Raw genomic sequence first — 24,316 nt, forward strand, 5'->3', positions numbered from 1 at the left:
GATCCTCCGGTGCGGTGGAAAGTCCTGCGGCAGTGGCGCATAGTCGGCCGGCGGCGGGACGTAGGTGTTGACCGTGTCGGCTACGTTGGTGCACCCGCTCACCGAAACACGCCTGCCGACGCTCGCGCACACGTCGGCGTTGGCCACGCCGGAGGGCTGCACGACGGCATATATCTCAGGAATCGATGTAAGGGCCAACACAGTTATGCCCGCGGCGGTCCAAGACCGCATCAACAGATTCATCGCGATCTCCTTTCCGTCACTCCGATCGCGTTATGGGGCGGCGCCCTGGCCAAGTAATGGAGTCCACTGGCAACGCTGCCTGATGTCGGTTAGCGGCTGGCGGATTGCTTCCAGGTCGGCTTGCTCTTGTGGGTTGGCGCTGAAGTAGTTCTGGACGTCGCCTTGGATCTGATCCTTGGGCTGATCCTGAAGCCCGGTGTAGAAGCCATTCACGTCGGGGTGAGTGAACAGATAGGTCGAGAGCGACGTGGCAACCCCGGCCGCGACACCGGCTACGTCCGCGGCTGTGCAGTTGGGCGGGCGCGGCGGCGGGTCAGCCGCGGCGGTCCCCGCGGTGGCGCACCACAGCGCGCCGGTGGCCGCCACAGCGCCGATCGCGCCGACGACCACTCGGCGCGAAACGATTTCTGAGAGGAACATGTCTGGCTCCTTCCTCCGGTAAACAATCTGGCCGCACCCGATAGCTGCCTCAAGCTAAGTAGACATCAACAACGGCCTGCAGCGATACAGCTACGCCGCCGCGATCGTCGACATCAGCGGACGGAGCGTCTTGAACAGCGGCTGCCTATCGCGCAGATAGAAGTGGCCGCCCCGGAGGATCTGCACGGAGAAGTCCGCCGTTGTCCGCGAACGCCATTCGCGCAAGTCCGATTCACTCACGAGCGGGTCCTCGCTGCCGCCAAAGACATGAATCGGGCACGGCAGCTGGGCTGTGTCGTCTTCCTCGTCGGTCATGCACAGCCGCAAGTCGTGTCGAGTGGTGGTGACGGCTCGCTCGTGCAGAGTCGGCCACCGCGTTAGCTGCGGAGGCAGCCCGCCCAGGTCCGACAGCAGCGTCGCAAGCTGGTCGTCGTCGAGGAGGTCCACGACATGCAGTGGCGGCGGAAGGTGCGGTGGGCCATAGGCCGACAGAAAGACCGCCCGCGGCAGCGGCGATCCCTGCGCGGCGCGCACGCACGCCAACCGGTATGCCTGCAGGGCGCCGAAACTGTGGCCGAAGAACATGTGCGGTTCGTCAAGATCGGTCCGCAGCTGATCGTTCAGCTCGTCGACGAGCTGCCGCAGTGTGGTGAAGCGCTGCCGGTCGGCGACCTCGACCGGAATCACGTCGACCGCCGGCCTCAGCGCCTTACCCCAGGCGTTGAATGCCAACCCGCCGCCCCCGGCGTGGTGAAAGCAGAACAACTTCACGGTGTCAGTCGTCTTTCTCGTCGAGGCTTACCGAATCCGCGATCCGACAAGCCCTTTGAGGGGATGCCGGAGGAAACCCTGCGGTCGCGGGTGTCGACGGCGGGTTTTCGTCGCCGGGCCCGGGTGGCCTGCGTTCACCAGCTTCAGCTCGTCGGCCAGCGCCTTGACCATGAAGTGGATCTGTTCGGATGAGTGGCAGCTGGTGACAAAGAATCGAATCCGCGCTTCTTCTTCCGGCACGGCGGGAAAGATGATCGGGTCGGCATTGATGCCGCGCCGCTGCAGGGCATACGAGAGTTGCAGAGCCTTGGTCGAGCTGCCGACGACGACCGGGATCATCGGGGCGCACGCTGGGTGGCCGGTGTCGATGTCGGCTTCTCGAGCCAGGCTCATGAAGAGCGCTTCATTCGCGCGGCGCCGGCGCAGGTGTTCGAGTAGCGTCCAGCGCCCGGTGGCTCTCCGTTTTGCCGCCGCAGGCGCGATCGCGTCGACGCAAGAGTTGGTGTTCATGCTGTGCTCCGTACTTTCGTGGGGCCGACCCGGGTGGGCCGCGCTCACAGGTAGGAGCGTCAGGCTCGACCAACGTGGACAGTTTTTTCCGAAGGACTTTCTGTGCCGGCGGCGGAGGAACAGTATGGAGAGGGGGTTCGGACCCAGAGGAGGAACCGATGACCCCAGACGGTTTGAGTAGTCGCATAGGTTTGGGCGCCGCGTCGCTCGCGATTGCACTTGCGCTTCCCTCAGTCGCCTCCGGCGATACTCCGTCCTGGAACGGCGAGTACGCGATCACGTTCATCGTCGGTCCCAAGGACGGGACCAGCGTGGCGGCCAGTCAGCCGGAGGTGCAGTACACCGATACCTACACGTTCCATTCGAGCTGTGCGAGCGGCAAGTGTGTCGCCACGATCGTCGGCGGGCCGCCGCCGAGGAACCCGACGGTTCCGCAACCGGTCCAATTCACCTGGGACGGGTCGTCATGGACGCAAGTCAGCGATTTCCAATGGGATTGCATGATGCCCGACACCTCCATCCAATGGAGTCCGGCCCGAGGCACAACCCGCTACACGCCCCAACCCGACGGGTCACTGTCCGGCACCATGCACACCGACATCCTGAGCGGGCCGTGCCAGGGGACACTTGACATCAACATGACTGCCCAGCGCGTGTGAAAGTCGTGCGCGATCGCCGAGATCTTTCTCATCGCGACTTGCTGAAATCGCTGTGCGGCAAGCTAATTGGGGATAGTTGAAAATTTGCGGACCTAGCTGCGCGTGTTCAGCAGCTCCAGCTCCTCGGCCAATGCGTTGACCATGAACCGGATCTGGTCTTCCGAGTAGCAGCTGGCAACAAAGAACTGCAGGCCCGCTCTGTCTTCCGGCGCAAAAAGGATCGGGTAGGCATTGATGCCGCGCCGCATCAGGGCGCCCGACAGGCGTAGCGCCTTGATCGAGCTGCCGACGATGCACGGGATCACGGGGCTGTCGGCGCGTTCCTCGGTTGCGATGCCGGCTTCGTGCGCCAGACTCAGGAAAAGCGCGGCATTCTGGCGGCGCCGGCGTTGGTGTTCGAGTAGTGCCCGGCGCCCAGTGGCTCTACGTATCGCCGCCGCGGGCCCGATCATGTCCAGGCAGGGGTTGATGTTCACGCTGTGCTCCGTACTTTCGTGGGCGGACCCGTGTGGACCGCGCTCACAGGTAGGAGCGTCCGACTCGGCTAACGCGGACAGTTTTTCCGGAGAACTTTGGGAACCCGCGGTCGGGCGACTGTCCCCGGCCGCAATCGGGGCGGACGGACCTGCAAACGGCCCTGGTGAGGAAGCTCCCCGGCAGGAGCTCAGCGGATAACGATGCCGACACGGCCCAGGCATGAGCCGACGCGGCGTCCGCGTACAGTTCAGCCTTTGCGGGCGACGTCTTGGCTCAGGATCTGGGGCCAGGTCTCGACATCGGCCGGGGTATGCGCCACGGTGAGCGTGGACCGCGGCATCAGTGCGGCAAGCGATTCCGCTGTCGACATCGGATGCGCGGGGTCGCCGACCCAGGCCAGAATCGTCGTCGGCACATCGATTCGTGCGACCGCTTCGCGAGCGGGCAGATCGCTGAGGGCCGCGCCCCGAAACAGTGACGGCAGCAGCGCGTCGGCCACATCGGGAACCGTTTCGGGCGCGCCGACCGTGGCTGGCGGCGGAGTCGCCCCACGCGCCGACGCGATGAATGCCCCCACTCCCTCGGTTTCGATCAATTCGGCCGCAACCTGGTAGATCGCCGCCTGCGCGGGCCGGGTTTCCCACGCGGTGGCCGGCACCATCAGCGTGAGGCCGGCGAAGCGGTCCGGCTGGCGGGCGGCAGCGTGCAGCAGCGTGCCGGCACCCATGGACGGGCCGACTCCGTGCACCCGCTCGCCGGGAAACCATTTGTCGAGCAGCTGCAGAAGATCCTCGGCAAGGCTTTCCCATCGGTAATCCTCCGGGACCTTGCGCCCTGTCGACTTGCCATGGCCGCGCGCGTCGTACCGCAGCAGTCGGGTTCCGCTGAGGCCCCTGCCGAGGTCGAGATTGAGCACCCGGTCACGCGCGCGGCTGGAGGTGAGCCCGTGCAGTTGAACTACCGGATGACCGCCTTCGTCGCTCAGTTCAACCGCGAGCTCTGCTCCGGGAACCACGAAAGTGGACATCACCCAACTCGTTTCACGACCCGACGGCTCGCCCCGCGCTGACCGAGCATCCAGGCTAACTGGGGCGTTAGGGTACCGCCATGCGGCTGACGAACGTGGCGCACCTGCGGCTACCCTTCGGACGACTCTGGGGCTACGACGTGTCGGTGTCTGACCTCGGCCGGCAGCTCCCGGTGTCTTTCGACCAGCGCATACACGTTTGTGCGGGCGCACGACCCGGCTCCTGGATGGCTCTGTCCATTCGGTTGCCGGCGGGGGTGAGCCGCCAATCGTTGGCCGATGCGTGGCTGGGCGTGATCGCCCGCCACGGCACCCTCCGAACGGCATTCACACCCGGGGCGGACGGCGATCCGCAGCTGCATGAGATCGATATTCGCCCGGGCAAGTGGGTAGAGCACGAGATCACTCCGGGCCAGGCGGTCAACGACGCACTGCGAGTAGTTCTCAATGCGACATGCTCGCCCTATCAGCGGCCCTCACATCGGTTGTGTGTGTTGGAGACTGCCGCCGGATTGACGGTGGTGATCGCTGCCGACCACGCCCACGTGGACATGTGGTCGATGCTGGTGATTGCCCGGGACCTGTTGTCGATGCTCGCCGACGCGCGGATCGGACGCACGTCGTCGCCGCAGCCGCCGCCGGCATTTGTCGTGCACACCCAAGCACTGTTGGACCGTCCCGCCGCACCGGAACGCGTGCGCGCGCGATGGGCACAAATCATCAGCGACAGCGGCGGGGTGATGCCACGGTTTCCGCTGCCGTTGGGTGCGTCCGGGCCGCATCCGGAACGCGTTGAAGTGCGTGACGTGTTCGATGTCGATGACGGCGCCGCGTTCGTCGCGCGGGCGCGCGACGACGGTGTCTCGACGCTGGCACTCGCGGTGGTCGCCATGACTGCGGTGACCCGCGAGTTGGCCGGGGCGCCGCTGCGCGCGGTCTTCCCCGTGCACAGCCGATTTGAAGACAAATGGCACGACTCGGTGGGCTGGTTCATCACCAACTCGGTCCTGGAGTCGGCGGTTGCCGAGCCGCACGCCGCGGCCGCCGCCGTCAAAGAAGCCGTGCAGCTCGGTTCCTGGCCACTGGCCGACGTACTGGCTCCATGGGGTGGAATGCCCATCGCGCCAGGCATGTTCGCGATTTCCTGGCTGGACCAAAGCAGGCTTCCGGTGCGCATCGACTCGGTCGGACTCGACGCCCAGTATGTGAGCGCGAGCGTTGACACCGACGGCGTCATGCTCTGGTTCATCCAGGACGAGTCGGGGCTACATCTGCGATGCCGCTACCCGGATACCGCGGAGGCACGAACCAACGTCGGGGCGTGGCTGGACCTGTTGGTGGCGCGCCTACAGGCACTCGCGCAGTCCTCGGTTCGAGGACTGCTGCAGGTAGCGGGCCGTACATATCGGGTGCAGCGCGCGACGCGCGAACACGTGGGGGTGATCGCCCAGCTGCTCTCCGACGACGAATTCGGTCAGGATCGCGAAGACGCCGAACTCGAACGCTACGAGGCGGCCTACGACATCGTCGTTCGCAACCGATCCAACTATCTCGGGGTCGTCCTGGACGGTTCCGATACGGTCGTCGCGACTGTGCAATTGACCATCATCCCCGGCCTTTCCCGCGGCGGCGCCACCCGGCTGCAGATCGAGGGATTACGGGTCGCCAAAGCCGAACGCGCACAGGGTCTTGGCACTGCACTTGTCGAGTGGGCGCACAGCTACGGCCGAGCGCGCGGGGCACGGCTGGCGCAGGTGACCACCGACGAGGCTCGCGAAAGGGCCCGGGCGTTCTATCGCCGGCTCGGGTACCACGCCGCCCACGTCGGGCTGAAATGCACGATCTGAGTCCGGTTTACTCCAGTGGCGCTCAAAAACCACCTCTGACCTGCTTAAATGCATTGTGCCCCCGGCAGGATTCGAACCTGCGGCCTTCTGCTCCGGAGGCAGACGCTCTATCCCCTGAGCTACGGGGGCGCGACAACATAGTCGTTGCGCCATTGGGCCCCGACAGACTAACGCATCGCGGCGGCCGCGCGGTCACCGCAATGGATTCGGGCATAGGCGCGGCAGCCAATAGGATGGACGCTCGTGACCCCCGCTGACCTGGCCGAGCTGCTCAAGACCACCGCCTCCGCGGTGTTGGCGCAGCGCGGCCTGGACACGGCGGCGCTGCCCCCGACGATCACGGTGGAGCGGCCGCGCAACCCCGAGCACGGCGACTATGCCAGCAACCTGGCCATGCAGCTGGGCAAGAAAGTCGGCGCTAATCCGCGTGAGCTGGCCGGATGGCTCGCCGAAGCGCTGGCCCAGGCCGACGGCATCGCCTCGGCCGAAGTCGCCGGGCCGGGTTTCATCAACCTGCGCCTAGAGGCGTCGGCCCAGGCCAAGGTCGTCAACGACGTGATCGACGCCGGGGACAGCTACGGCCATTCCGGCGCGCAGGCCGCCCACAAGGTCAACCTGGAATTCGTCTCGGCCAACCCGACCGGACCGATCCACATCGGCGGTACCCGCTGGGCCGCCGTCGGCGACGCGCTGGGCCGCCTGCTGTCCACGCAGGGCGCCGACGTGGTGCGCGAATACTATTTCAACGACCACGGCGCCCAGATCGACCGCTTCGCCAGCTCGCTGATCGCCGCGGCCAAAGGCGAACCGGCACCGGCCGACGGCTACGCCGGCACGTACATCACCGACATCGCCGCGCAGGTTTTGCAGAAGGCACCCGACGCGCTGAGCCTGCCCGAACCGGACATGCGCGAGACCTTTCGCGCAATCGGCGTCGACTTGATGTTCACCCACATCAAAAAGTCGTTGCACGAGTTCGGCACCGACTTCGACGTCTACACCCACGAAGACTCGATGCACACCAGCGGCCGCGTCGACCAGGCCATCGCAAGGCTGCGGGAGACCGGCAACATCTACGAGAAGGACGGCGCAACCTGGTTGCGCACCAGCGCTTTTGGTGACGACAAGGACAGGGTCGTGATCAAGAGCGACGGCAAGCCGGCCTATATCGCCGGTGACATTGCCTACTACTTGGACAAGAGGCAACGCGGCTTCGACCTGTGCATCTACATGCTCGGCGCCGACCATCACGGATACATCGCCCGGCTCAAGGCCGTGGCCGCCGCGTTCGGCGACGACCCGGCCACCGTCGAGGTGCTCATCGGGCAGATGGTCAACCTGGTCCGCGACGGCCAGCCGGTCCGCATGAGCAAGCGGGCGGGAACGGTGATCACGCTCGACGACCTGGTCGAGGCCATCGGGGTCGACGCCGCGCGCTACAGCCTGATCCGCTCGTCGGTGGACACACCGATCGACATCGACCTGGCGCTGTGGTCCTCGGCGTCGAACGAAAACCCGGTCTATTACGTGCAATACGCGCATGCGCGGCTTTCCGCGCTGGCCCGCAACGCCGCCGAACTGGGTCTCGTCCCCGACACCGCGCACCTCGAGCTGCTCAGCCACGACAAGGAGGGCGCGCTGCTGCGCACCATCGGCGAATTCCCGCGGGTACTCAACACGGCGGCCTCCCTGCGCGAACCCCACCGCGTATGCCGCTACCTGGAAGACCTCGCCGGTGACTACCACCGGTTCTATGACTCGTGCCGGGTGTTGCCGCAGGGCGATGAACAGCCCACCGACCTGCACACCGCGCGGCTGGCGCTGTGCCAGGCCGCTCGCCAGGTCATCGCCAACGGGCTGGCGATCCTCGGAGTCACCGCCCCGGAGCGAATGTGAACGTCCATCCCGCCGGTCCCCGGCACGCCGAAGAGACCCGGCACACCGAGAGTCCGCCGCGGCCGCAATCCGCCGAGGAGCTGCTGCGGTTGGCACCGAATGTGTGGCCGCGCAACATAGCTCGCGACGAAGCCGGTGTCGCCAGCATCGCCGGAGTGCCGCTGACCGACCTCGCCCAGGAGTACGGCACCCCGCTGTTCGTCATCGACGAAGACGACTTTCGCTCGCGCTGTGCAGAGATCGCGTCGGCCTTCGGCGGCGGCCACAACGTGCACTACGCCGCCAAGGCTTTCCTGTGCAGCGAGGTCGCGCGCTGGATCGACGAGGAAGGCCTGTCGCTCGACGTGTGCACCGGCGGCGAGCTGGCGGTGGCGCTGCACGCCGACTTCCCGCCGGAGCGGATCACCTTCCACGGCAACAACAAATCGGTCGCGGAGCTGACAGCCGCGGTGAAAGCCGGTGTGGGCCATGTCGTTTTGGACTCGATGACCGAAATCGAGCGCCTCGAGTCGATCGCGGCCGAGGCCGGTGTCGTCCAGGACGTCTTCGTTCGTCTCACCGTCGGCGTTGAAGCCCACACCCACGAGTTCATCTCCACCGCGCACGAGGACCAGAAGTTCGGCCTGTCGGTGGCAAGCGGCGCGGCGTTGGCGGCGGTGTCCCGGGTGTTCGACACCGATCACCTGCGACTGGTCGGGTTGCACAGCCATATCGGTTCGCAGATCTTCGACGTCGCCGGGTTCGAACTGGCCGCGCACCGCGTCATCGGCCTGCTCCACGAGCTCGTCGACCAGTTCGGGATCGACAAGACCGCGCAGATCTCGACGGTGGATCTTGGTGGCGGCCTGGGTATTTCGTATCTGGCCTCCGACGATCCACCGCCGATGGCCGAACTCGCGGCCAAGTTGAGCGCCGTCGTGAGCAGCGAGTCGGCGGCGGTCGGGTTGTCCGCACCCAGGCTGGTCGTCGAGCCCGGCCGCGCCATCGCCGGACCGGGCACCATCACCTTGTATGAGGTCGGCACCGTCAAGGACGTCGACGTGAGCGCCACGGCGAACCGGCGCTACGTCAGCGTCGACGGCGGCATGAGCGACAACATCCGAACGGCGCTCTATGACGCCCAATACGATGTCCGGCTGGTCTCGCGGGTCAGCGATACGCCGGCGGCGCTGGCCCGCATCGTCGGAAAACACTGCGAGACCGGTGATATCGTCGTGCGCGACGCGTGGGTGCCCGGCGACCTGCGCCCCGGCGACTTGCTGGGAGTGGCGGCCACCGGCGCCTACTGCTATTCGCTCTCGAGTCGTTACAACATGATCGGCCGGCCCGCCGTGGTCGCCGTGCGTGCGGGGCGGTCCCGCCTGATCCTGCGCCGCGAGACGGTCGACGATCTGCTGAGTCTGGAAGTGAGGTGAACTGTGCCCGGTGACGAAAAGCCGGTCGGCGTGGCGGTACTGGGTTTGGGCAACGTCGGCAGCGAGGTTGTCCGGATCATCGAGGACAGCGCGCAAGACCTCGCCGCTCGCGTCGGTGCACCCGTGGTGCTCCGCGGCGTCGGAGTGCGCCGCGTCGCTGACGATCGCGGCGTCCCGATCGAGCTGCTGACCGACAACGTCGAAGAGCTCGTCTCGCGCAAGGACGTGGACATCGTCGTGGAATTGATGGGGCCGGTGGAGCCGTCCCGCAAGGCGATCCTGTGCGCCCTCGAGCACGGCAAGTCCGTCGTCACGGCGAACAAGGCGTTGTTGTCCACCTCCACCGGGGAGTTGGCCCAGGCCGCGGAAAGCGCGCACGTCGACCTGTATTTCGAGGCGGCGGTCGCGGGCGCTATCCCGGTCATCCGGCCGCTCACCCAATCACTGGCCGGTGACACCGTGCACCGGGTGGCCGGCATCGTCAACGGCACCACCAACTACATCCTTTCGGAGATGGACAGCACCGGTGCCGACTACGAGAGCGCGCTGGCCGACGCGAGCGCGCTGGGCTACGCCGAGGCCGACCCCACCGCGGATGTCGAGGGCTACGACGCCGCGGCCAAGGCCGCGATTCTGGCTTCCATCGCCTTCCACACCCGGGTGACCGCCGACGACGTCTACCGCGAAGGCATCACCGAGATCACCCCGGCGGACTTCGTGTCCGCACGGTCCTTGGGATGCAACATCAAGCTGCTGTCCATCTGCGAGCGCATCACGGGCGACGATGGCCAGCAACGGGTTTCGGCGCGCGTCTATCCGGCGCTGGTGCCCATGTCGCATCCGCTGGCCACCGTCAACGGGGCATTCAACGCCGTTGTCGTCGAGGCCGAGGCCGCGGGCCGGCTGATGTTCTATGGCCAGGGGGCCGGGGGAGCGCCCACCGCATCGGCGGTGACCGGCGACCTGGTGATGGCCGCCCGCAACCGGGTGCTGGGCAGCCGTGGTCCGAGGGAGTCCCGGTATGCCCAACTGCCCATCGCACCAATGGGTTTCATCAACACCCGCTATTACGTCAGCATGAACGTCGCCGACAAGCCCGGCGTCTTGTCTTCGGTGGCGGCGGAATTCGCCAAGCGTGAGGTGAGCATCGCCGAGGTCCGCCAGGAAGGCGTGGTCGACGACGGTGGGCGACGGGTGGGAGCCCGCATCGTGGTGGTCACGCACACCGCCACCGACGCCGCGCTCTCCGAAACCGTCGATGCCCTAGCCGATTTGGACTCCGTCCACGGCGTGGCGAGCGTGCTGCGACTGGAAGGGACCAGCCTATGAGCGCCCCCCGGGCAACCCCGACGGCCACGCACCAACCGTGGCCGGGCGTGATCGCGGCGTACCGCGACCGGTTACCGGTCGGCGACGATTGGACGCCGGTCACGCTGCTCGAGGGCGGCACGCCGCTGATCGCGGCGACCCGGCTGTCGGAAAAGACCGGCTGCACCGTCCATCTCAAGGTCGAGGGCCTCAATCCCACCGGCTCCTTCAAGGACCGGGGCATGACGATGGCCGTCACCGACGCGTTGGCCCGCGGCCAGCAGGCGGTGTTGTGCGCGTCGACGGGCAACACCTCGGCGTCGGCGGCCGCATATGCCGCCCGCGCCGGGATCACCTGCGCGGTGCTGATACCCCAGGGCAAGATCGCGATGGGCAAGCTGGCGCAGGCGGTAATGCACGGCGCCAAGATCATCCAGATCGACGGCAATTTCGACGACTGCCTGGAACTGGCCCGCAAGATGGCCGCCGACTTCCCGACGATCTCGTTGGTCAACTCGGTCAACCCGGTGCGCATCGAGGGCCAGAAGACGGCGGCCTTCGAGATCGTCGACGCGCTGGGCGCCGCACCGGACGTACATGCCCTTCCCGTCGGCAACGCCGGCAACATCACCGCGTACTGGAAGGGCTACACCGAATATCACCAAGCGGGTGTGATCGACAAGATGCCCCGCATGCTGGGCACCCAGGCCGCCGGCGCGGCGCCGTTGGTGTTGGGTGAACCGGTCAGGCACCCCGAAACCATTGCCACCGCGATCCGGATCGGCGCGCCGGCGTCGTGGACGGCCGCGGTCGCGGCGCAGCAGCAATCGAACGGGCGTTTCCTGGCCGCCACAGACGACGAGATTCTTGCGGCATATCACTTGGTCGCCAGCTGCGAAGGCGTGTTCGTCGAGCCGGCCTCCGCCGCCAGCATCGCGGGGCTGCTCAAGGCCGTCGACGACGGTTGGGTCGCCCGCGGGTCGACGGTGGTGTGTACGGTGACCGGCAATGGCCTCAAGGATCCCGACACCGCACTGCGGGACATGCCGAGCGTGTCTGCCCTGCCCGTCGATCCCGTGCTTGTCGTCGAGAAGTTGGGGCTGGCCTAGTGGTTAAGGCCTTTTGGTGAGCCAGGTACTGCCAGCCGGGCTGCTGGCGAGCGCCGTGGTGTCGGCGTCCAGTGCGAACCTCGGCCCGGGTTTCGACAGCATCGGCCTGGCCCTGAGTCTGATCGACGAGATCATCGTGGAGACAACGGATTCCGGCCTGACCGTCGAAGTCGAGGGGGAGGGTGCCGGGCAGGTGCCACTCGGTCCCGAGCATCTTGTGGTGCGTGCCGTCGAGTGCGGGTTGCGCGCCGTGGGAGTCAAGGCCGCGGGCCTGGTGGTGCGCTGCCGCAACGCCATCCCGCATTCGTGTGGCCTGGGTTCATCCGCCGCGGCGGTGGTCGGCGGCCTGGCGGCGGTGAACGGCCTTGTCGCACAGACGGATTCGACGCCGCTGACCAACTCCGAGCTGATCCAGCTGTCCTCCGAGTTCGAAGGTCATCCCGACAATGCCGCGGCGGCGGTGTTGGGTGGCGCGGTGGTGTCGTGGACGGACCGCACGGGCAACGATGCCAAATACTCGGCGGTGCCGCTGCGACTTCATCCCGGCATCCATCTGTACTGTGCGATCCCCGAAGCGCGCTCGTTGACCGCGGAGACCCGGGTGCTGTTGCCCGCCCAGGTCAGCCACGACGATGCGACGTTCAATGTCAGCCGCGCCGCGTTGCTGGTGGTGGCGCTGACCGAGCGGCCGGATCTGTTGATGGCGGCCACCGAGGATGTTCTCCATCAACCCCAGCGCGCCCCGGCGATGCCCGCCTCGTCGGAATATTTGCGACTGCTGCGGCGTAATAACGTGGTAGCGACACTTTCGGGGGCTGGCCCGTCGCTCATCGCTTTGACCACTGAGCCGGAACTGCCCTCGGAAGTGCTGGAGTACGGCGCCGCGAACGGATTTACCATCACCGAGATGACCGCCGGCGAAGCAGTTCGCTGGAGTCCGGGAGTCACGGTTCCCAGTTAATCCACAGCGTGGCCGGAGGGTTTGCTTGCTTCCGGCAGGGATGCGGGTTATCCTCGGAGCCGTCCAGCAATCGCAGGATCTGCATCTGCATACTTACTGCCTTGCCGCTAGGACAACACCAATTCTTCTCGTGAACGAGGTTCGCCGCTTACTCCGCCGATCAAGGCGATCACCGTTGCAGAGTCGATGATTGGTCGCACTCGGCAATTTGGCTGAATGCAACGAACCCCCGTATCACGTGATCAACGGGGGAAGAAAGGAAATCCGTGACCGATACGGACCTGTTCACGGCGAGCGAAAGTACCGACGGCAGTCAGCCGTCGAGTCCCGTGAACACAGAAACGCCAGACACCAAAAGCGATGTCTCGGTTGGTTCCCTGTCCACCATGGTGCTGCCCGAGCTGCGCGCGCTGGCTAACCGTGCCGGCGTCAAGGGGACGTCAGGCATGCGCAAAAACGAACTGATCGCAGCGATTCAGGAAATCCGGGGACAGGCCAACGGTGCGTCGGCCCCCGCTGCCTCTTCTGACGCCGGCGACAAATCCGACACGGCGACTGCCGAAGCGCCTGCCGCCCAAGGGGAACCGCAAGTGGAACAGAACGATTCGGCGACCGAGGGCCCGCGCCGGGAACGGCGCGCCGCGACCCGCGACGCAGGATCGGGCGCCCGCACCGCCGACGAGGCGGATCGCGAGGGCACCCGCGACAGCAAGGCCTCTAGCGAGACGGACAAATCTGGCGACGCCGACAAGCGCCAAGGGGGCCAACGGGACGCCAAGACCGACGAGCGCGGCCAGGACGCCGGCGGCGACCAGCAAGCCTCGGGCGGTCAGCAGAATCGCGGCGGCTCGAACCAGCAAGACGACGACGGCGAGGGGCGTCAGGGCCGGCGGGGACGCCGATTCCGCGAGCGCGACCGCCGGCGTCGCGGTGAACGTGGGGGCGACGGCGCCGACGCCGAACTGCGTGAGGACGACGTCGTTCAGCCGGTGGCCGGCATCCTTGACGTCCTCGACAATTACGCGTTCGTCCGCACCTCCGGCTACCTCGCTGGTCCGCACGACGTCTACGTCTCGATGAACATGGTCCGCAAGAACGGCCTGCGCCGCGGCGACGCGGTGACCGGCGCGGTTCGGGTGCCCCGCGAAGGCGAGCAGCCCAACCAGCGGCAGAAGTTCAACCCGCTGGTCCGCCTCGACACCATCAACGGCGGATCCGTCGAAGACGCCAAGAAGCGACCCGATTTTTCCAAGCTGACGCCGTTGTACCCCAACCAGCGGCTGCGTCTGGAAACCACCCCGGACCGGCTCACCACGCGCGTGATCGACCTGATCATGCCGATCGGGAAGGGCCAGCGAGCGCTGATCGTGTCGCCGCCGAAGGCGGGTAAGACGACGATCCTGCAGGACATCGCCAACGCGATCACCAAGAACAACCCGGAATGCCACCTCATGGTCGTGCTCGTCGACGAGCGGCCGGAGGAGGTCACCGACATGCAGCGCTCGGTCAAGGGCGAGGTCATCTCCTCGACGTTCGACCGGCCGCCGTCGGACCACACCCAGGCCGCCGAGCTGGCGATCGAGCGAGCCAAGCGGCTCGTCGAGCAGGGCAAGGACGTCGTCGTGCTGCTGGACTCGATCACCAGGCTGGGGCGCGCCTACAACAACGCATCGCCCGCGTCGGGCCGCATCCTGTCCGGTGGCGTCGACTCCACCGCGCTGTACCCGCCCAAGCGCTTCCTGGGCGCCGCGCGCAACATCGAGGAAGGCGGATCGCTGACAATCATCGCCACGGCGATGGTCGAGACGGGGTCCACCGGTGACACGGTCATCTTCGAGGAGTTCAAGGGCACCGGTAACGCCGAGCTCAAGCTGGATCGCAAGATCTCCGAACGCCGGGTCTTCCCCGCGGTCGACGTGAACCCGTCGGGCACCCGCAAGGACGAGCTGTTGCTCTCACCCGACGAGTTCGGCATCGTGCACAAGCTGCGCCGCGTGCTGTCGGGGCTGGATTCCCACCAGGCCATCGACTTGCTGATGTCGCAGCTACGCAAGACGAAGACCAACTACGAATTCCTGGTTCAGGTGTCCAAGACGACGCCTGGATCCATGGATACCGACTAGCGGGCAGCCCGCGCGACGCCGGCCGTGGCGGAAACGCTTCAGCAGCTGCTTCGCGAACGCTTGGACCAGGACACCCCTGCGCTGAAGTACGGCGAGCGGGTCTGGACCTGGCGTGAGCACCTCGCCGATGCGGCCGCCACCGCCGCGGCCCTGATCCGCGTCGCCGATCCGGACCGTCCGCTGCACGTCGGCACGCTGCTGGGCAACACCCCCGAGATGCTCACCGCGATGGCGGCGGCGGCGCTCGGCGGGTACGTGCTCTGCGGGATCAACGACACCCGCCGCGGCGCGGCGCTGGCCAGGGATATCGTGCACGCGGACTGCCAGATCCTGCTCGTCGATCCGGCCCACACGGCGTTGCTGGACGGTCTCGACCTGCCCGGTGTGCAGGTCTTCGACGTGTCCGGCGAGGCGTGGCGGGCGCTGCTGGACGACGCCGGGCCCCTGTCCCCATATCGAGAGGTCGCGCCCACTGACACGTTCATGATGATGTTCACGTCGGGCACCAGCGGCGACCCCAAGGCGGTGCAGGTCACCCATCTCACCGTGTTGTTCGCCGGCGCGACCCTGATCGCGCGGTGGGAGCTCGACGCGTCCGATGTCTGCTACATGTCGATGCCCCTGTTTCACGCCAACGCGCTGTTTACGGGGTGGAGCGTGGCGGTGGGCGCGGGCGCGGCCATGGTCCCCGCGACGTTCTCGGCATCCGGTTTGCTGCCCGATCTGCGCCGGTACGGGGCCACCTTCATGAACTACGTCGGCAAACCGCTGGCCTTCGTGCTCGCCACGCCGGAACGACCCGACGACCGCGACAACCCGCTGCGGGTCGCGGTCGGCAACGAGGCGAGCGATCGCGACATCGCCGAGTTCAGCCGTCGGTTCGACTGCACGGTGTGGGACGGCTTCGGCTCCACCGAGGCCGCGATCGTCATCACCCGAGAAGACGGCTGCCCGCCCGGGTCGCTGGGCCGGGGTTTTCCCGGTGTCGCCGTCTACGACCCGGACACCCTGGCCGAGTGTCCGGTCGCGACTTTCGGCGACGACGGTGCCCTCACCAACGCCGACGAGGCGATAGGGGAGCTGGTCAATACCACCGGCGCGGGATTGTTCGCCGGCTACTACAACGACCCGCAGGCCACCGATACCCGCCTTCGAAACGGCATGTTCTGGTCGGGCGATCTCGCCTACCGGGACGCCGACGGGTGGATCTACTTCGCCGGGCGCAGCGGTGACTGGTTGCGCGTCGACGGGGAGAACATGACCACGGCGCCCATCGAGCGGATCCTGCAAAGGTTGGCATCGGTCAGCCACGCGGCAGTCTATGCGGTACCCGACGAGCACGTCGGCGACCAGGTCATGGCGGCGATGGTGTTGCGGGACGGCGTCGCCCTGACGCCCGAGGAGTTCGGCCGGTTCCTGGCCGAACAGCCCGATTTATCCCCCAAGGCGTGGCCACGGTATGTCTGGCTCACCGACAGACTGCCGATCACGGCCACGAACAAGATCATCAAGCGGGAGCTGGCCGCCCGCGGCACCACACCCGACGGCGGTGTGCTGTGGACGCGCATCGGGAAAACCGGCGTCTACGCCCCGGCCTGATGCCGCTAGCGGCCCACGGGAATGCCTGGGCGCATCTCGGTGTTTGGGCAGGTGGCGGTTGACCTGGCATAATCGACGCTCGACTGCGCAGAACCAGATCAGGTTCGCGGTACGCCATATCGGCGGCCAATGATCGAAGAGGACACGATGAAAGCTGACATTCACCCCGCGTACGAGGAGACCACCGTGCACTGCGGGTGCGGCAACACCTTCCAGACCCGCAGCACCAAGCCCGGCGGCAACATCGTCGTCGAGGTCTGCTCGCAATGCCACCCGTTCTACACGGGTAAGCAGAAGATCCTGGACAGCGGCGGCCGGGTGGCGCGTTTCGAAAAGCGCTACGGCAAGCGCAAGGGCGGAGCCGCGGAGACGGCCGCGCCGGAGCAGGCCGACAAATAGCTGGCTTACCGACGCCCGAACTGTGCTGATTCCGCACAGGCCGGGCGTCGGTTTGCGTTTGCGGGAGGAGGTGACATGACGCAGCCGGTACAGACGATCGACGTGCTGCTCGCCGAGCATGCCGCCCTCGAGCTGCGGCTGGCCGATCCCGAGTTGCACAGCAATCCCGACGAGGCGCGCAAAGCCGGACGCCGGTTCGCCCGGCTGGCGCCGATCATCGCCACCTATCACAAGCTGACGTCGGCGCGCGGTGATCTGGAAACCGCCCGCGAACTGGCCGCCGACGACGAGTCGTTCGCCGACGAGGTCACCGAACTGGAATCCCGGGTCGCCGAACTGGACACCCAACTGACCGACATGCTGGCCCCGCGCGACCCGCATGACGCCGACGACATCGTGCTGGAAGTCAAATCCGGTGAGGGCGGCGAGGAATCGGCACTGTTCGCCGCCGACTTGGCCAGGATGTACATCCGCTACGCGGAGCGGCACGGCTGGAACGTGACGGTCCTGGACGAAACCACGTCGGACCTCGGCGGCTACAAAGACGCGACATTGACCATCGCCAGCAAGGGTGACACAGCCGACGGAGTCTGGTCGCGAATGAAATTCGAGGGCGGCGTGCACCGGGTGCAGCGCGTCCCGGTGACGGAATCCCAAGGCCGCGTGCACACTTCGGCGGCGGGCGTGCTGGTCTATCCGGAGCCCGAGGAGGTCGGCGAGGTGCAGATCGACGAGTCGGATCTGCGCATCGACGTGTACCGGTCGTCCGGCAAGGGCGGGCAGGGCGTCAACACCACCGACTCCGCGGTGCGAATCACGCACCTGCCCACCGGGATCGTCGTCACCTGTCAAAACGAACGCTCCCAGCTGCAGAACAAGACCCGCGCGCTGCAGGTGCTGGCGGCGCGCCTGCAGGCAATCGCCGAGGAACAGGCGCTGGCCGACGCTTCCGCGGACCGGGCGAGCCAGATCCGCACGGTGGACCGCAGCGAACGGATTCGCACCTACAACTTCCCGGAGAACCGGATCACAGATCACCGAATCGGTTACAAGGCACACAATCTCGATCAGGTTCTCGACGGTGACCTGGACGCGTTGTTCGACGCGCTGAGCGCCGCCGACAAGCAGTCTCGGTTGCAACAGGCATGACCGTCCTGCGGCGCGCAATCGACTCTGCTGCGGCGCAACTGGCCGAAGCCGGCATCGACTCTGCGCGCTACGACGCGGAGGAGTTGGCCGCGCACCTCGCGGGCACCGATCGCGGTCGGCTGAGCCTGGTCGAGTCCATCGACGACGAATTTCTCTCGCGGTACTCCGACGTCGTCGCCGCGCGCTCGCGGCGGGTGCCGCTGCAGCATCTCATCGGGACGGCGGCATTTGGCCCGGTGCTGCTGCACGTCGGCCCCGGTGTGTTCATACCGCGACCGGAGACCGAGTCCCTGTTCGCGTGGGCCTCCGCCCAGCCATTGGCCGCCCGACCCCTCATCGTCGACGTGTGCACCGGATCCGGCGCGTTGGCCGTGGCGCTGGCCCGGCACCGTCCCGCCGCCCGGGTCATCGGCATCGACGACGACGAGGCCGCGCTCGACTACGCCCGCCGCAACATCGAGGGCACCGAAGTCGAACTCGTCCGCGCCGACGTCACCGCACCGGGCCTGCTTCCCGAGTTGGACGGGCGGGTTGACCTACTCGTGGCGAACCCGCCCTACGTTCCCGACAGCGTCATCCTGGAACCCGAAGTGGCCCAACATGATCCGCTGCACGCGGTGTTCGGCGGGCCCGACGGCATGGCGGTGATCGCCGCCGTGGTGGACCTGGCCGCGCGTTGGCTGGGCGCCGGCGGGCTTTTCGCCGTCGAGCACGATGACACCACGTCGTCGCGGACCGTCGAATTGGTCGAAAGCGCAGGGCTTTTCGACGACGTCCGGGCGCGGCAAGATCTGACCGGCAGGCCGAGGTTTGTGACGGCCCGCAGAAGGGGGAGCGGTGGCTGAGGTATTCGACTGTGCCGACCCCGACCAGCGTTCGCTGGGAATCTCCTCGGCGGTGGGGGCGCTGAAGGGTGGCCGTCTGGTCGTGATGCCGACGGACACCGTGTACGGCATCGGCGCCGATGCGTTCGACGGCACCGCCGTGGCCGCCCTGCTCGCGGCGAAGGGCCGTGGCCGCGACATGCCGGTGGGGGTGCTGGTCGGTTCGTGGCACACGATCGAGGGCCTGGTCTACACGATGCCCGACGGAGCCCGCGAACTGATCCGCGCATTCTGGCCGGGCGCGCTGAGTTTGGTAGTGACGCAAGCGCCGTCGCTGCAATGGGATCTCGGCGATGCCCGCGGAACCGTGATGCTGCGAATGCCGCTGCACCCCGTCGCCATCGAGCTGTTGCGAGAGGTCGGACCGATGGCGGTTTCGAGCGCCAATGTTTCCGGGCGCTCGCCGGCGGTGACCGCTGACGAAGCGCGCAACCAACTCGGCGACCTCGTCGACGTCTATCTCGACGGGGGCCCGTCCGAGCAACAGGCGGCGTCCACGATCGTCGACCTGACCGGAGCCGCACCGCGCATCCTGCGGGCGGGTCCGGTCAGCGCCGAACGGATCGCCGAAGTGCTCGGGACGGACCCGGGAAGCCTCATCGCCTAGCTCGGCGCGGTGGATCTCAGGTTGGTGCAGTACGGTCTCGACGTGTCCAGCGACGTAGCCAGCCTTGCCGGCGGCTTGTTCGCCCTGTCCGATCGCGGCGCCGGTGTTCCGCTGCGCGAGCTGGCCCTCGTCGGGCTGACCGCGGCCATTATCACCTACTTCGCCACCGGACCGGTGCGGGTGCTGGCGACCCGATTGGGGGCGGTCGCCTATCCGCGGGAACGCGATGTGCACGTGACCCCGACCCCACGCATGGGCGGACTGGCGATGTTCGTCGGCGTTGTCTGCGCCGTCTTTCTGGCGTCGCAGCTTCCCGCGCTCACCCGCGGGTTCGTCTATTCCACCGGAATGCCCGCGGTGCTGGTCGCCGGCGCGGTGATCATGGGCATCGGGCTGATCGACGACCGCTGGGGCCTGGACGCGCTGACCAAGTTCGCCGGCCAGATCACCGCGGCCAGTGTGCTGGTCACCATGGGCGTCGCGTGGAGCGTCATCTATATCCCGTTGGGCGGTGTCGGCACGGTAGTGCTCGACCAGGCCTCGTCGATCCTGCTCACCCTGGCGCTGACCGTGTCGGTAGTCAACGCGATGAACTTCGTCGACGGGCTCGACGGGCTGGCCGCCGGGGTGGGTCTCATCATGGCGATGGCGATATGCATGTTCTCGGTCGGCCTGCTCCGCGACCACGGCGGTGACGTGCTGTTCTATCCGCCGGCGGTGATTTCGGTGGTGCTGGCGGGGGCCTGTCTGGGCTTTCTGCCGCACAACTTCCACCGGGCCAAGATCTTCATGGGCGACTCGGGCTCGATGCTGATCGGTTTGATGCTCGCCGCGGCATCCACGACGGCCGCCGGACCCATCTCGCAGAACGCCTACGGTGCTCGGGATGTGTTTGCTCTGCTGTCACCCTTCCTGCTGGTGGTGGCGGTCATGTTCTTTCCGATGCTCGATCTGCTGCTCGCGATCGTGCGCCGGACTCGCGCCGGGCGCAGCGCGTTCAGCCCCGACAAGATGCACCTGCACCATCGGTTGCTGCAGATCGGTCATTCGCATCGCCGGGTGGTCCTGCTCATCTATCTATGGGTCGGCATCGTCGCGTTCGGCGCCGCGAGCACGATATTTTTCAACCCGCGCGATACCGGCGCGGTGATGCTGGGGGCCATCGTCGTCGCCGGGGTGGCGACGGCGATCCCGCTCCTGCGCCGCCGCGACGACTACGAAGACGAGGACTACGACAGATAGTAGTAGTTTCGGTCACCGTATGATACGGTGCTGGTAGAACCCCGAAATGAAGCCTCGAGGGTTGCCGGCCAGCCGGCCCGCCGGACGCTTATCCGGTCGCGCCGATTCACGACCGACAAAGGGAGCTACCCCTTGGGTGATTCCAGTGTGACGTGCGATACGCTCGGCGGGCCACCGATCGGTCGGTCGGGGGACTTCCGCTCCACTACCTGGGATTGAGGTGCTGCAGTGACGACACCAGCGCAGGACGCGCCGTTGGTGTTCCCCTCTGTTGCTTTCCGTCCGGTTCGGCTGTTTGTTATCAGCGTCGGAATCACCGCGCTGGCGATCCTGGCCGCCGGATTGTCCGGTCACCTCATGCTCGGTGTGTTCTTCGGCGTCGGGTTGCTGTTGGGTTTGCTCAACGCACTGCTGGTGCGGCGTTCGGTCGCCTCGATCACCGCGAAAGAGCACCCACTGAAGAGCTCGATGGCGCTCAACTCGGCGACACGGTTGGCGATCATCACCGTGGTCGCGCTAGTCGTTGCCTACGTCTTCCGGCCGAACGGCTTGGGTGCGATGTTCGGGCTGGCGCTCTTCCAGGTGCTGCTCGTCGCGTCGACCGCGCTGCCGGTCTGGAAGAAGCTGCGCACCGGCGAGCCGGCGGCGACCGGCTCGGATGCGGAAGAAGGGAACACCAGCGATGACTGAGACGATCCTGGCCGGGTCCCAAATCGAGGTCGGCGAGCACACCACCGCGACCTGGCTCGGAATGACCGTCAACACCGACACCGTCCTGTCGACCGCGATCGCGGCGGTGATCGTGATCGCCCTGGCCTTCTTCCTGCGCGCCAAGATCACGTCGAGTGGCGTTCCCAGCGGAGTCCAATTGTTCTGGGAGGCGCTCACCATCCAGATGCGCAACCAGATCGAGGCCGCGGTCGGGATGCGCATCGCGCCGTTCGTGCTGCCGCTGGCGGTCACGATCTTTGTGTTCATCCTGATCTCCAACTGGCTGTCGGTCCTGCCCCTGCAGTACACCGATAAATCCGGGCACACCACCGAGTTGCTCAAGTCGGCGGCGGCGGACATCAATTACGTTCTGGCGCTGGCCCTTTTCGTGTTCGTTTGCTATCACGTGGCCGGGATCTGGCGCCGCGGCATCGTCGGGCACCCGATCAAGGTGCTCAAGGGGCACGTGGCATTTCTGGCGCCGATCAACGTCGTCGAGGAATTGGCGAAGCCGATCTCGTTGTCGCTCCGACTCTTTGGAAACATCTTCGCGGGCGGCATCCTGGTCGCGCTGATCGCGATGTTCCCGCCGTACATCATGTGGGCGCCCAACGCGATCTGGAAGTCGTTCGACTTGTTCGTCGGGGCGATCCAGGCCTTCATCTTCTCGATTCTGACGATCTTGTACTTCAGCCAAGCCATGGAGCTCGAGGAGCACCATGACTGAAACCTGGTAGACCGCTACCAGATAGCCACCACATAAAGGAGGAAAGAATGGACCCCACTATCGCTGCCGGTGCTCTCATCGGCGGTGGAATCATCATGGGTGGCGGCGCAATCGGAGCCGGTATCGGTGACGGTATCGCCGGTAACGCGCTGGTTTCGGGTATCGCCCGGCAACCCGAGGCGCAGGGCCGGTTGTTTACGCCGTTCTTCATCACCGTCGGTCTGGTTGAGGCGGCCTACTTCATCAACCTGGCGTTCATGGCGTTGTTCGTCTTCGCCACCCCCGTCACGTAGTTCGGCTGTGATGGGTTGCAATGGGTGAAGTGAACCCTATGGTTTTGGCGGCCAGCCAGGCGGTAGCAGAGGGCGGCAAGGGCGGCAGTAACTTCCTGGTCCCCAACGGCACCTTCTTCTTTGTGCTGGCCATCTTCCTGATCGTGCTCGCCGTCATCGGCACCTTCGTGGTGCCGCCAATCCTGAAGGTGCTGCGCGAACGCGACGCCATGGTCGCCAAAACCGCTGCCGACAACAAGAAATCGGCCGAGCAGTTCGAAGCGGCGCAGGCCGATTACGAGGCGGCCATGAAGGAAGCCCGCGTGCAGGCATCGTCGTTCCGCGACGACGCGCGCGCGGACGGCCGCAAGGTCGTCGAAGACGCGCGGGCCCGTGCCGAGCAAGAGGTGATGTCGACGGTGCAGGTGGCCTCCGAGCAATTGAAACGGGAAAGGGACGCAGTGGAATTGGATCTGCGCGCCAACGTCGGAACGATGTCGGCGACCCTGGCCAGCCGGATCCTCGGCGTCGACGTAACCACTTCGGCCGCGACAAGGTAATCATCAATGTCGACCTTCATCGGACAATTAATCGGGTTCGCGGTCATCGTGTTCCTGGTGGTGCGGTACGTCGTGCCGCCGGTGCGCAACCTGATGACCGCCCGGCAGAGCGCGGTGCGCCAGCAGCTGGAGGACTCGGCCGCGGCCGCCACCCGGTTGACCGAGTCGACCGAGGCACACAGCAAGGCCGTGGAAGCCGCCAAGGAAGAGGCGAAGGGGGTCGTCGAAGAGGCCAAGGCGGACGCCGTACGCATCACCGAGCAATTGCAGGCCCAGGCCGATGTCGAGGCCGAACGCATCAAGGCGCAGGGCGCCAGCCAGATCGAGCTGATGCGGACCCAGCTCACCCGTCAGCTTCGCCTGGAGCTAGGCCATGAATCCGTGCGCCAGGCAGGCGAATTGGTGCGCAGCTATGTTGCCGATGCGGACCAGCAGGCGGCGACGGTCGACCGGTTTCTTGACGAGCTCGACGAGATGGCGCCCGCGTCGGCCGAGGTCGAGTACCCGCTGCTGAAGAAGATGCGCTCGGCCAGTCGGCTGGCGCTGGGCGACCTGTCGGAGCGGTTCAACGACCTGGCCAAGGACCTGGACAACAAGGGGCTTACCACTCTCTCTAGTGAGCTGGTGTCGGTAGCCCAAATGCTGGACCGCGAAATCGTTGTCACCCGCTATCTCACCGTGCCTGCCGAGGACGCGGGCCCCCGCGTCCGGCTGATCGAGCGGCTGGTATCCGGCAAGGTCGGTGATGCCACGCTCGACGTGCTGCGGTTGGCCGTCTCGGAGCGTTGGTCGGCCAATTCCGATCTGGTCGATGCCCTCGAGCACGTGTCGCGGCAAGCGCTGCTCGAAGTCGCAGAGCGTGAAGATCGGGTCGATGCCGTGGAAGACCAACTGTTCCGGTTTTCCCGCATCCTCGAGGCGCAGCCCCGCCTCGGCATCCTGCTAGGCGACTACGCCGCCCCCGCTGAGGGACGGGTTGCGTTGCTGCGCAAGGTGCTTGACAGCGCTAGCGGTAGCGTCACCCCGATCGCGAGGGCGTTGCTCACCCAGACCGTCGAGCTGCTGAGGGGCGAGCCGGCCGAGGAGGCCATGAAGCTCCTGGCGGAGGTGGCGGTGGCGCGGCGCGGCGAAATCGTCGCACAAGTCAGTGCCGCGGCCGAACTCAGCGCTGCCCAGCGCACACGCCTCACCGAAGTGCTCAGCCGCATCTACGGTCATCCGGTCACGGTGCATCTCCAGATCGACGCCGAACTGCTGGGTGGACTGCTCATCGCCGTGGCCGACGAGGTGATCGACGGTACGCTCGCGTCCCGTCTGGCCGCGGCCAAAGCTCAGTTACCCGACTGAAACACCCGAACCACAACCCACGCGAACGACGATCAAGTAGGAAGAACGAAAAG

Annotated in this window: 25 protein-coding genes and 1 tRNA gene; 19 read left to right on the forward strand and 7 right to left on the reverse strand. The window is 66.5% G+C overall.

Features of this window, described 5'->3' with window-relative positions:
• The 4 genes from A5736_RS26595 to A5736_RS22935 form a co-directional block, all read right to left on the reverse strand.
• Positions 1–243 (reverse strand): hypothetical protein (locus A5736_RS26595; protein WP_076248818.1); only part of this gene is annotated, 243 nt, incomplete at its 3' end.
• 30 nt (positions 244–273) lie between these two features.
• Complete coding sequence (locus A5736_RS22925) at positions 274–663, reverse strand: heme-binding protein (RefSeq protein WP_076126961.1); 390 nt, start codon at positions 661–663, stop codon at positions 274–276.
• Between the two features lie 90 nt (positions 664–753).
• Positions 754–1,434, reverse strand: a complete 681-nt coding sequence (locus tag A5736_RS22930) for a thioesterase II family protein (RefSeq protein WP_076248786.1) — start codon at positions 1,432–1,434, stop codon at positions 754–756.
• A 27-nt stretch (positions 1,435–1,461) separates the two neighbouring features.
• Positions 1,462–1,944 (reverse strand): hypothetical protein, encoded by a 483-nt coding sequence (locus tag A5736_RS22935; RefSeq protein ID WP_076248788.1) that lies wholly within the window; start codon positions 1,942–1,944, stop codon positions 1,462–1,464.
• A 158-nt stretch (positions 1,945–2,102) separates the two neighbouring features.
• On the opposite strand from A5736_RS22935, the gene A5736_RS22940 reads away from it, so the two are divergent.
• Positions 2,103–2,603, forward strand: a complete 501-nt coding sequence (locus A5736_RS22940) for a hypothetical protein (RefSeq protein WP_076248789.1) — start codon at positions 2,103–2,105, stop codon at positions 2,601–2,603.
• A gap of 92 nt (positions 2,604–2,695) precedes the next feature.
• Here A5736_RS22940 and A5736_RS22945 read toward each other — a convergent pair whose 3' ends face one another.
• Both A5736_RS22945 and A5736_RS22950 read right to left on the reverse strand, forming a co-directional pair.
• Positions 2,696–3,079 (reverse strand): hypothetical protein, encoded by a 384-nt coding sequence (locus A5736_RS22945; protein WP_076248791.1) that lies wholly within the window; start codon positions 3,077–3,079, stop codon positions 2,696–2,698.
• A 248-nt stretch (positions 3,080–3,327) separates the two neighbouring features.
• Entirely contained in the window at positions 3,328–4,107 is a 780-nt protein-coding gene (locus A5736_RS22950) for an alpha/beta fold hydrolase (RefSeq protein ID WP_076248793.1), read from the reverse strand.
• Positions 4,108–4,187: 80 nt separating this feature from the next.
• Here A5736_RS22950 and A5736_RS22955 point away from each other — a divergent pair, with 80 nt between their 5' ends.
• Positions 4,188–5,954 carry a GNAT family N-acetyltransferase gene (locus tag A5736_RS22955; RefSeq protein ID WP_076248794.1) on the forward strand — a complete coding sequence of 589 codons (1,767 nt, stop codon included), beginning with the start codon at positions 4,188–4,190 and terminating at the stop codon, positions 5,952–5,954.
• A 56-nt stretch (positions 5,955–6,010) separates the two neighbouring features.
• On the opposite strand, the gene A5736_RS22960 is transcribed toward A5736_RS22955, so the two are convergent.
• Positions 6,011–6,083: transfer RNA gene (locus A5736_RS22960), tRNA-Arg, on the reverse strand.
• 114 nt (positions 6,084–6,197) lie between these two features.
• On the opposite strand from A5736_RS22960, the gene argS reads away from it, so the two are divergent.
• From argS to A5736_RS23050, 17 genes are all read left to right on the forward strand, one after another.
• Entirely contained in the window at positions 6,198–7,850 is a 1,653-nt protein-coding gene (gene argS, locus A5736_RS22965) for an arginine--tRNA ligase (protein ID WP_076248796.1), read from the forward strand.
• 80 nt (positions 7,851–7,930) lie between these two features.
• On the forward strand, positions 7,931–9,265 hold the full coding sequence (lysA, locus tag A5736_RS22970) for a diaminopimelate decarboxylase (RefSeq protein WP_254848440.1): 1,335 nt from the start codon (positions 7,931–7,933) through the stop codon (positions 9,263–9,265).
• 3 nt (positions 9,266–9,268) lie between these two features.
• Positions 9,269–10,594, forward strand: coding sequence for a homoserine dehydrogenase (locus A5736_RS22975; RefSeq protein WP_076060268.1), 1,326 nt, complete (start codon positions 9,269–9,271; stop codon positions 10,592–10,594).
• The gene (thrC, locus tag A5736_RS22980) at positions 10,591–11,682 is read left to right on the forward strand and encodes a threonine synthase (RefSeq protein WP_076248799.1); all 1,092 of its coding nucleotides are present in this window, start codon (positions 10,591–10,593) and stop codon (positions 11,680–11,682) included. Before A5736_RS22975 ends, thrC begins: the two co-directional genes overlap by 4 nt.
• A 13-nt stretch (positions 11,683–11,695) precedes the next feature.
• Positions 11,696–12,643 carry a homoserine kinase gene (gene thrB / locus A5736_RS22985; protein WP_076248800.1) on the forward strand — a complete coding sequence of 316 codons (948 nt, stop codon included), beginning with the start codon at positions 11,696–11,698 and terminating at the stop codon, positions 12,641–12,643.
• Positions 12,644–12,909: 266 nt separating this feature from the next.
• Positions 12,910–14,766: a transcription termination factor Rho gene (rho, locus tag A5736_RS22995; protein ID WP_076248802.1), complete on the forward strand. Its 1,857-nt coding sequence runs from the start codon at positions 12,910–12,912 to the stop codon at positions 14,764–14,766.
• Positions 14,767–14,790: 24 nt separating this feature from the next.
• On the forward strand, positions 14,791–16,365 hold the full coding sequence (gene fadD1 / locus A5736_RS23000) for a fatty-acid--CoA ligase FadD1 (protein WP_076248804.1): 1,575 nt from the start codon (positions 14,791–14,793) through the stop codon (positions 16,363–16,365).
• 147 nt (positions 16,366–16,512) lie between these two features.
• A complete protein-coding gene (gene rpmE / locus A5736_RS23005; RefSeq protein ID WP_076127310.1) occupies positions 16,513–16,764 on the forward strand; it encodes a 50S ribosomal protein L31 in 252 nt (83 codons plus the stop codon).
• 75 nt (positions 16,765–16,839) lie between these two features.
• A complete protein-coding gene (gene prfA / locus A5736_RS23010; RefSeq protein ID WP_076126996.1) occupies positions 16,840–17,913 on the forward strand; it encodes a peptide chain release factor 1 in 1,074 nt (357 codons plus the stop codon).
• On the forward strand, positions 17,910–18,758 hold the full coding sequence (gene prmC, locus A5736_RS23015) for a peptide chain release factor N(5)-glutamine methyltransferase (protein ID WP_076248806.1): 849 nt from the start codon (positions 17,910–17,912) through the stop codon (positions 18,756–18,758). The genes prfA and prmC overlap by 4 nt, the downstream gene beginning before the upstream one ends.
• Positions 18,751–19,404: an L-threonylcarbamoyladenylate synthase gene (locus A5736_RS23020; RefSeq protein ID WP_076248807.1), complete on the forward strand. Its 654-nt coding sequence runs from the start codon at positions 18,751–18,753 to the stop codon at positions 19,402–19,404. Before prmC ends, A5736_RS23020 begins: the two co-directional genes overlap by 8 nt.
• A gap of 24 nt (positions 19,405–19,428) precedes the next feature.
• Complete coding sequence (locus A5736_RS23025) at positions 19,429–20,646, forward strand: glycosyltransferase family 4 protein (RefSeq protein WP_139333528.1); 1,218 nt, start codon at positions 19,429–19,431, stop codon at positions 20,644–20,646.
• A gap of 228 nt (positions 20,647–20,874) precedes the next feature.
• Positions 20,875–21,336: an ATP synthase subunit I gene (locus A5736_RS23030; protein WP_076248809.1), complete on the forward strand. Its 462-nt coding sequence runs from the start codon at positions 20,875–20,877 to the stop codon at positions 21,334–21,336.
• Positions 21,329–22,084: a F0F1 ATP synthase subunit A gene (gene atpB, locus A5736_RS23035; RefSeq protein ID WP_076060285.1), complete on the forward strand. Its 756-nt coding sequence runs from the start codon at positions 21,329–21,331 to the stop codon at positions 22,082–22,084. The genes A5736_RS23030 and atpB overlap by 8 nt, the downstream gene beginning before the upstream one ends.
• Positions 22,085–22,131: 47 nt before the next feature.
• Positions 22,132–22,377 carry a F0F1 ATP synthase subunit C gene (locus A5736_RS23040; RefSeq protein WP_066928722.1) on the forward strand — a complete coding sequence of 82 codons (246 nt, stop codon included), beginning with the start codon at positions 22,132–22,134 and terminating at the stop codon, positions 22,375–22,377.
• 20 nt (positions 22,378–22,397) lie between these two features.
• The gene (locus A5736_RS23045; RefSeq protein ID WP_076127006.1) at positions 22,398–22,916 is read left to right on the forward strand and encodes a F0F1 ATP synthase subunit B; all 519 of its coding nucleotides are present in this window, start codon (positions 22,398–22,400) and stop codon (positions 22,914–22,916) included.
• Between the two features lie 6 nt (positions 22,917–22,922).
• Positions 22,923–24,263: a F0F1 ATP synthase subunit B/delta gene (locus A5736_RS23050; protein ID WP_076248811.1), complete on the forward strand. Its 1,341-nt coding sequence runs from the start codon at positions 22,923–22,925 to the stop codon at positions 24,261–24,263.
• The last annotated feature ends 53 nt before the right edge of the window (positions 24,264–24,316 follow it).

This window comes from Mycobacterium sp. SP-6446 (assembly GCF_001954045.1).
Classification (GTDB): domain Bacteria; phylum Actinomycetota; class Actinomycetes; order Mycobacteriales; family Mycobacteriaceae; genus Mycobacterium.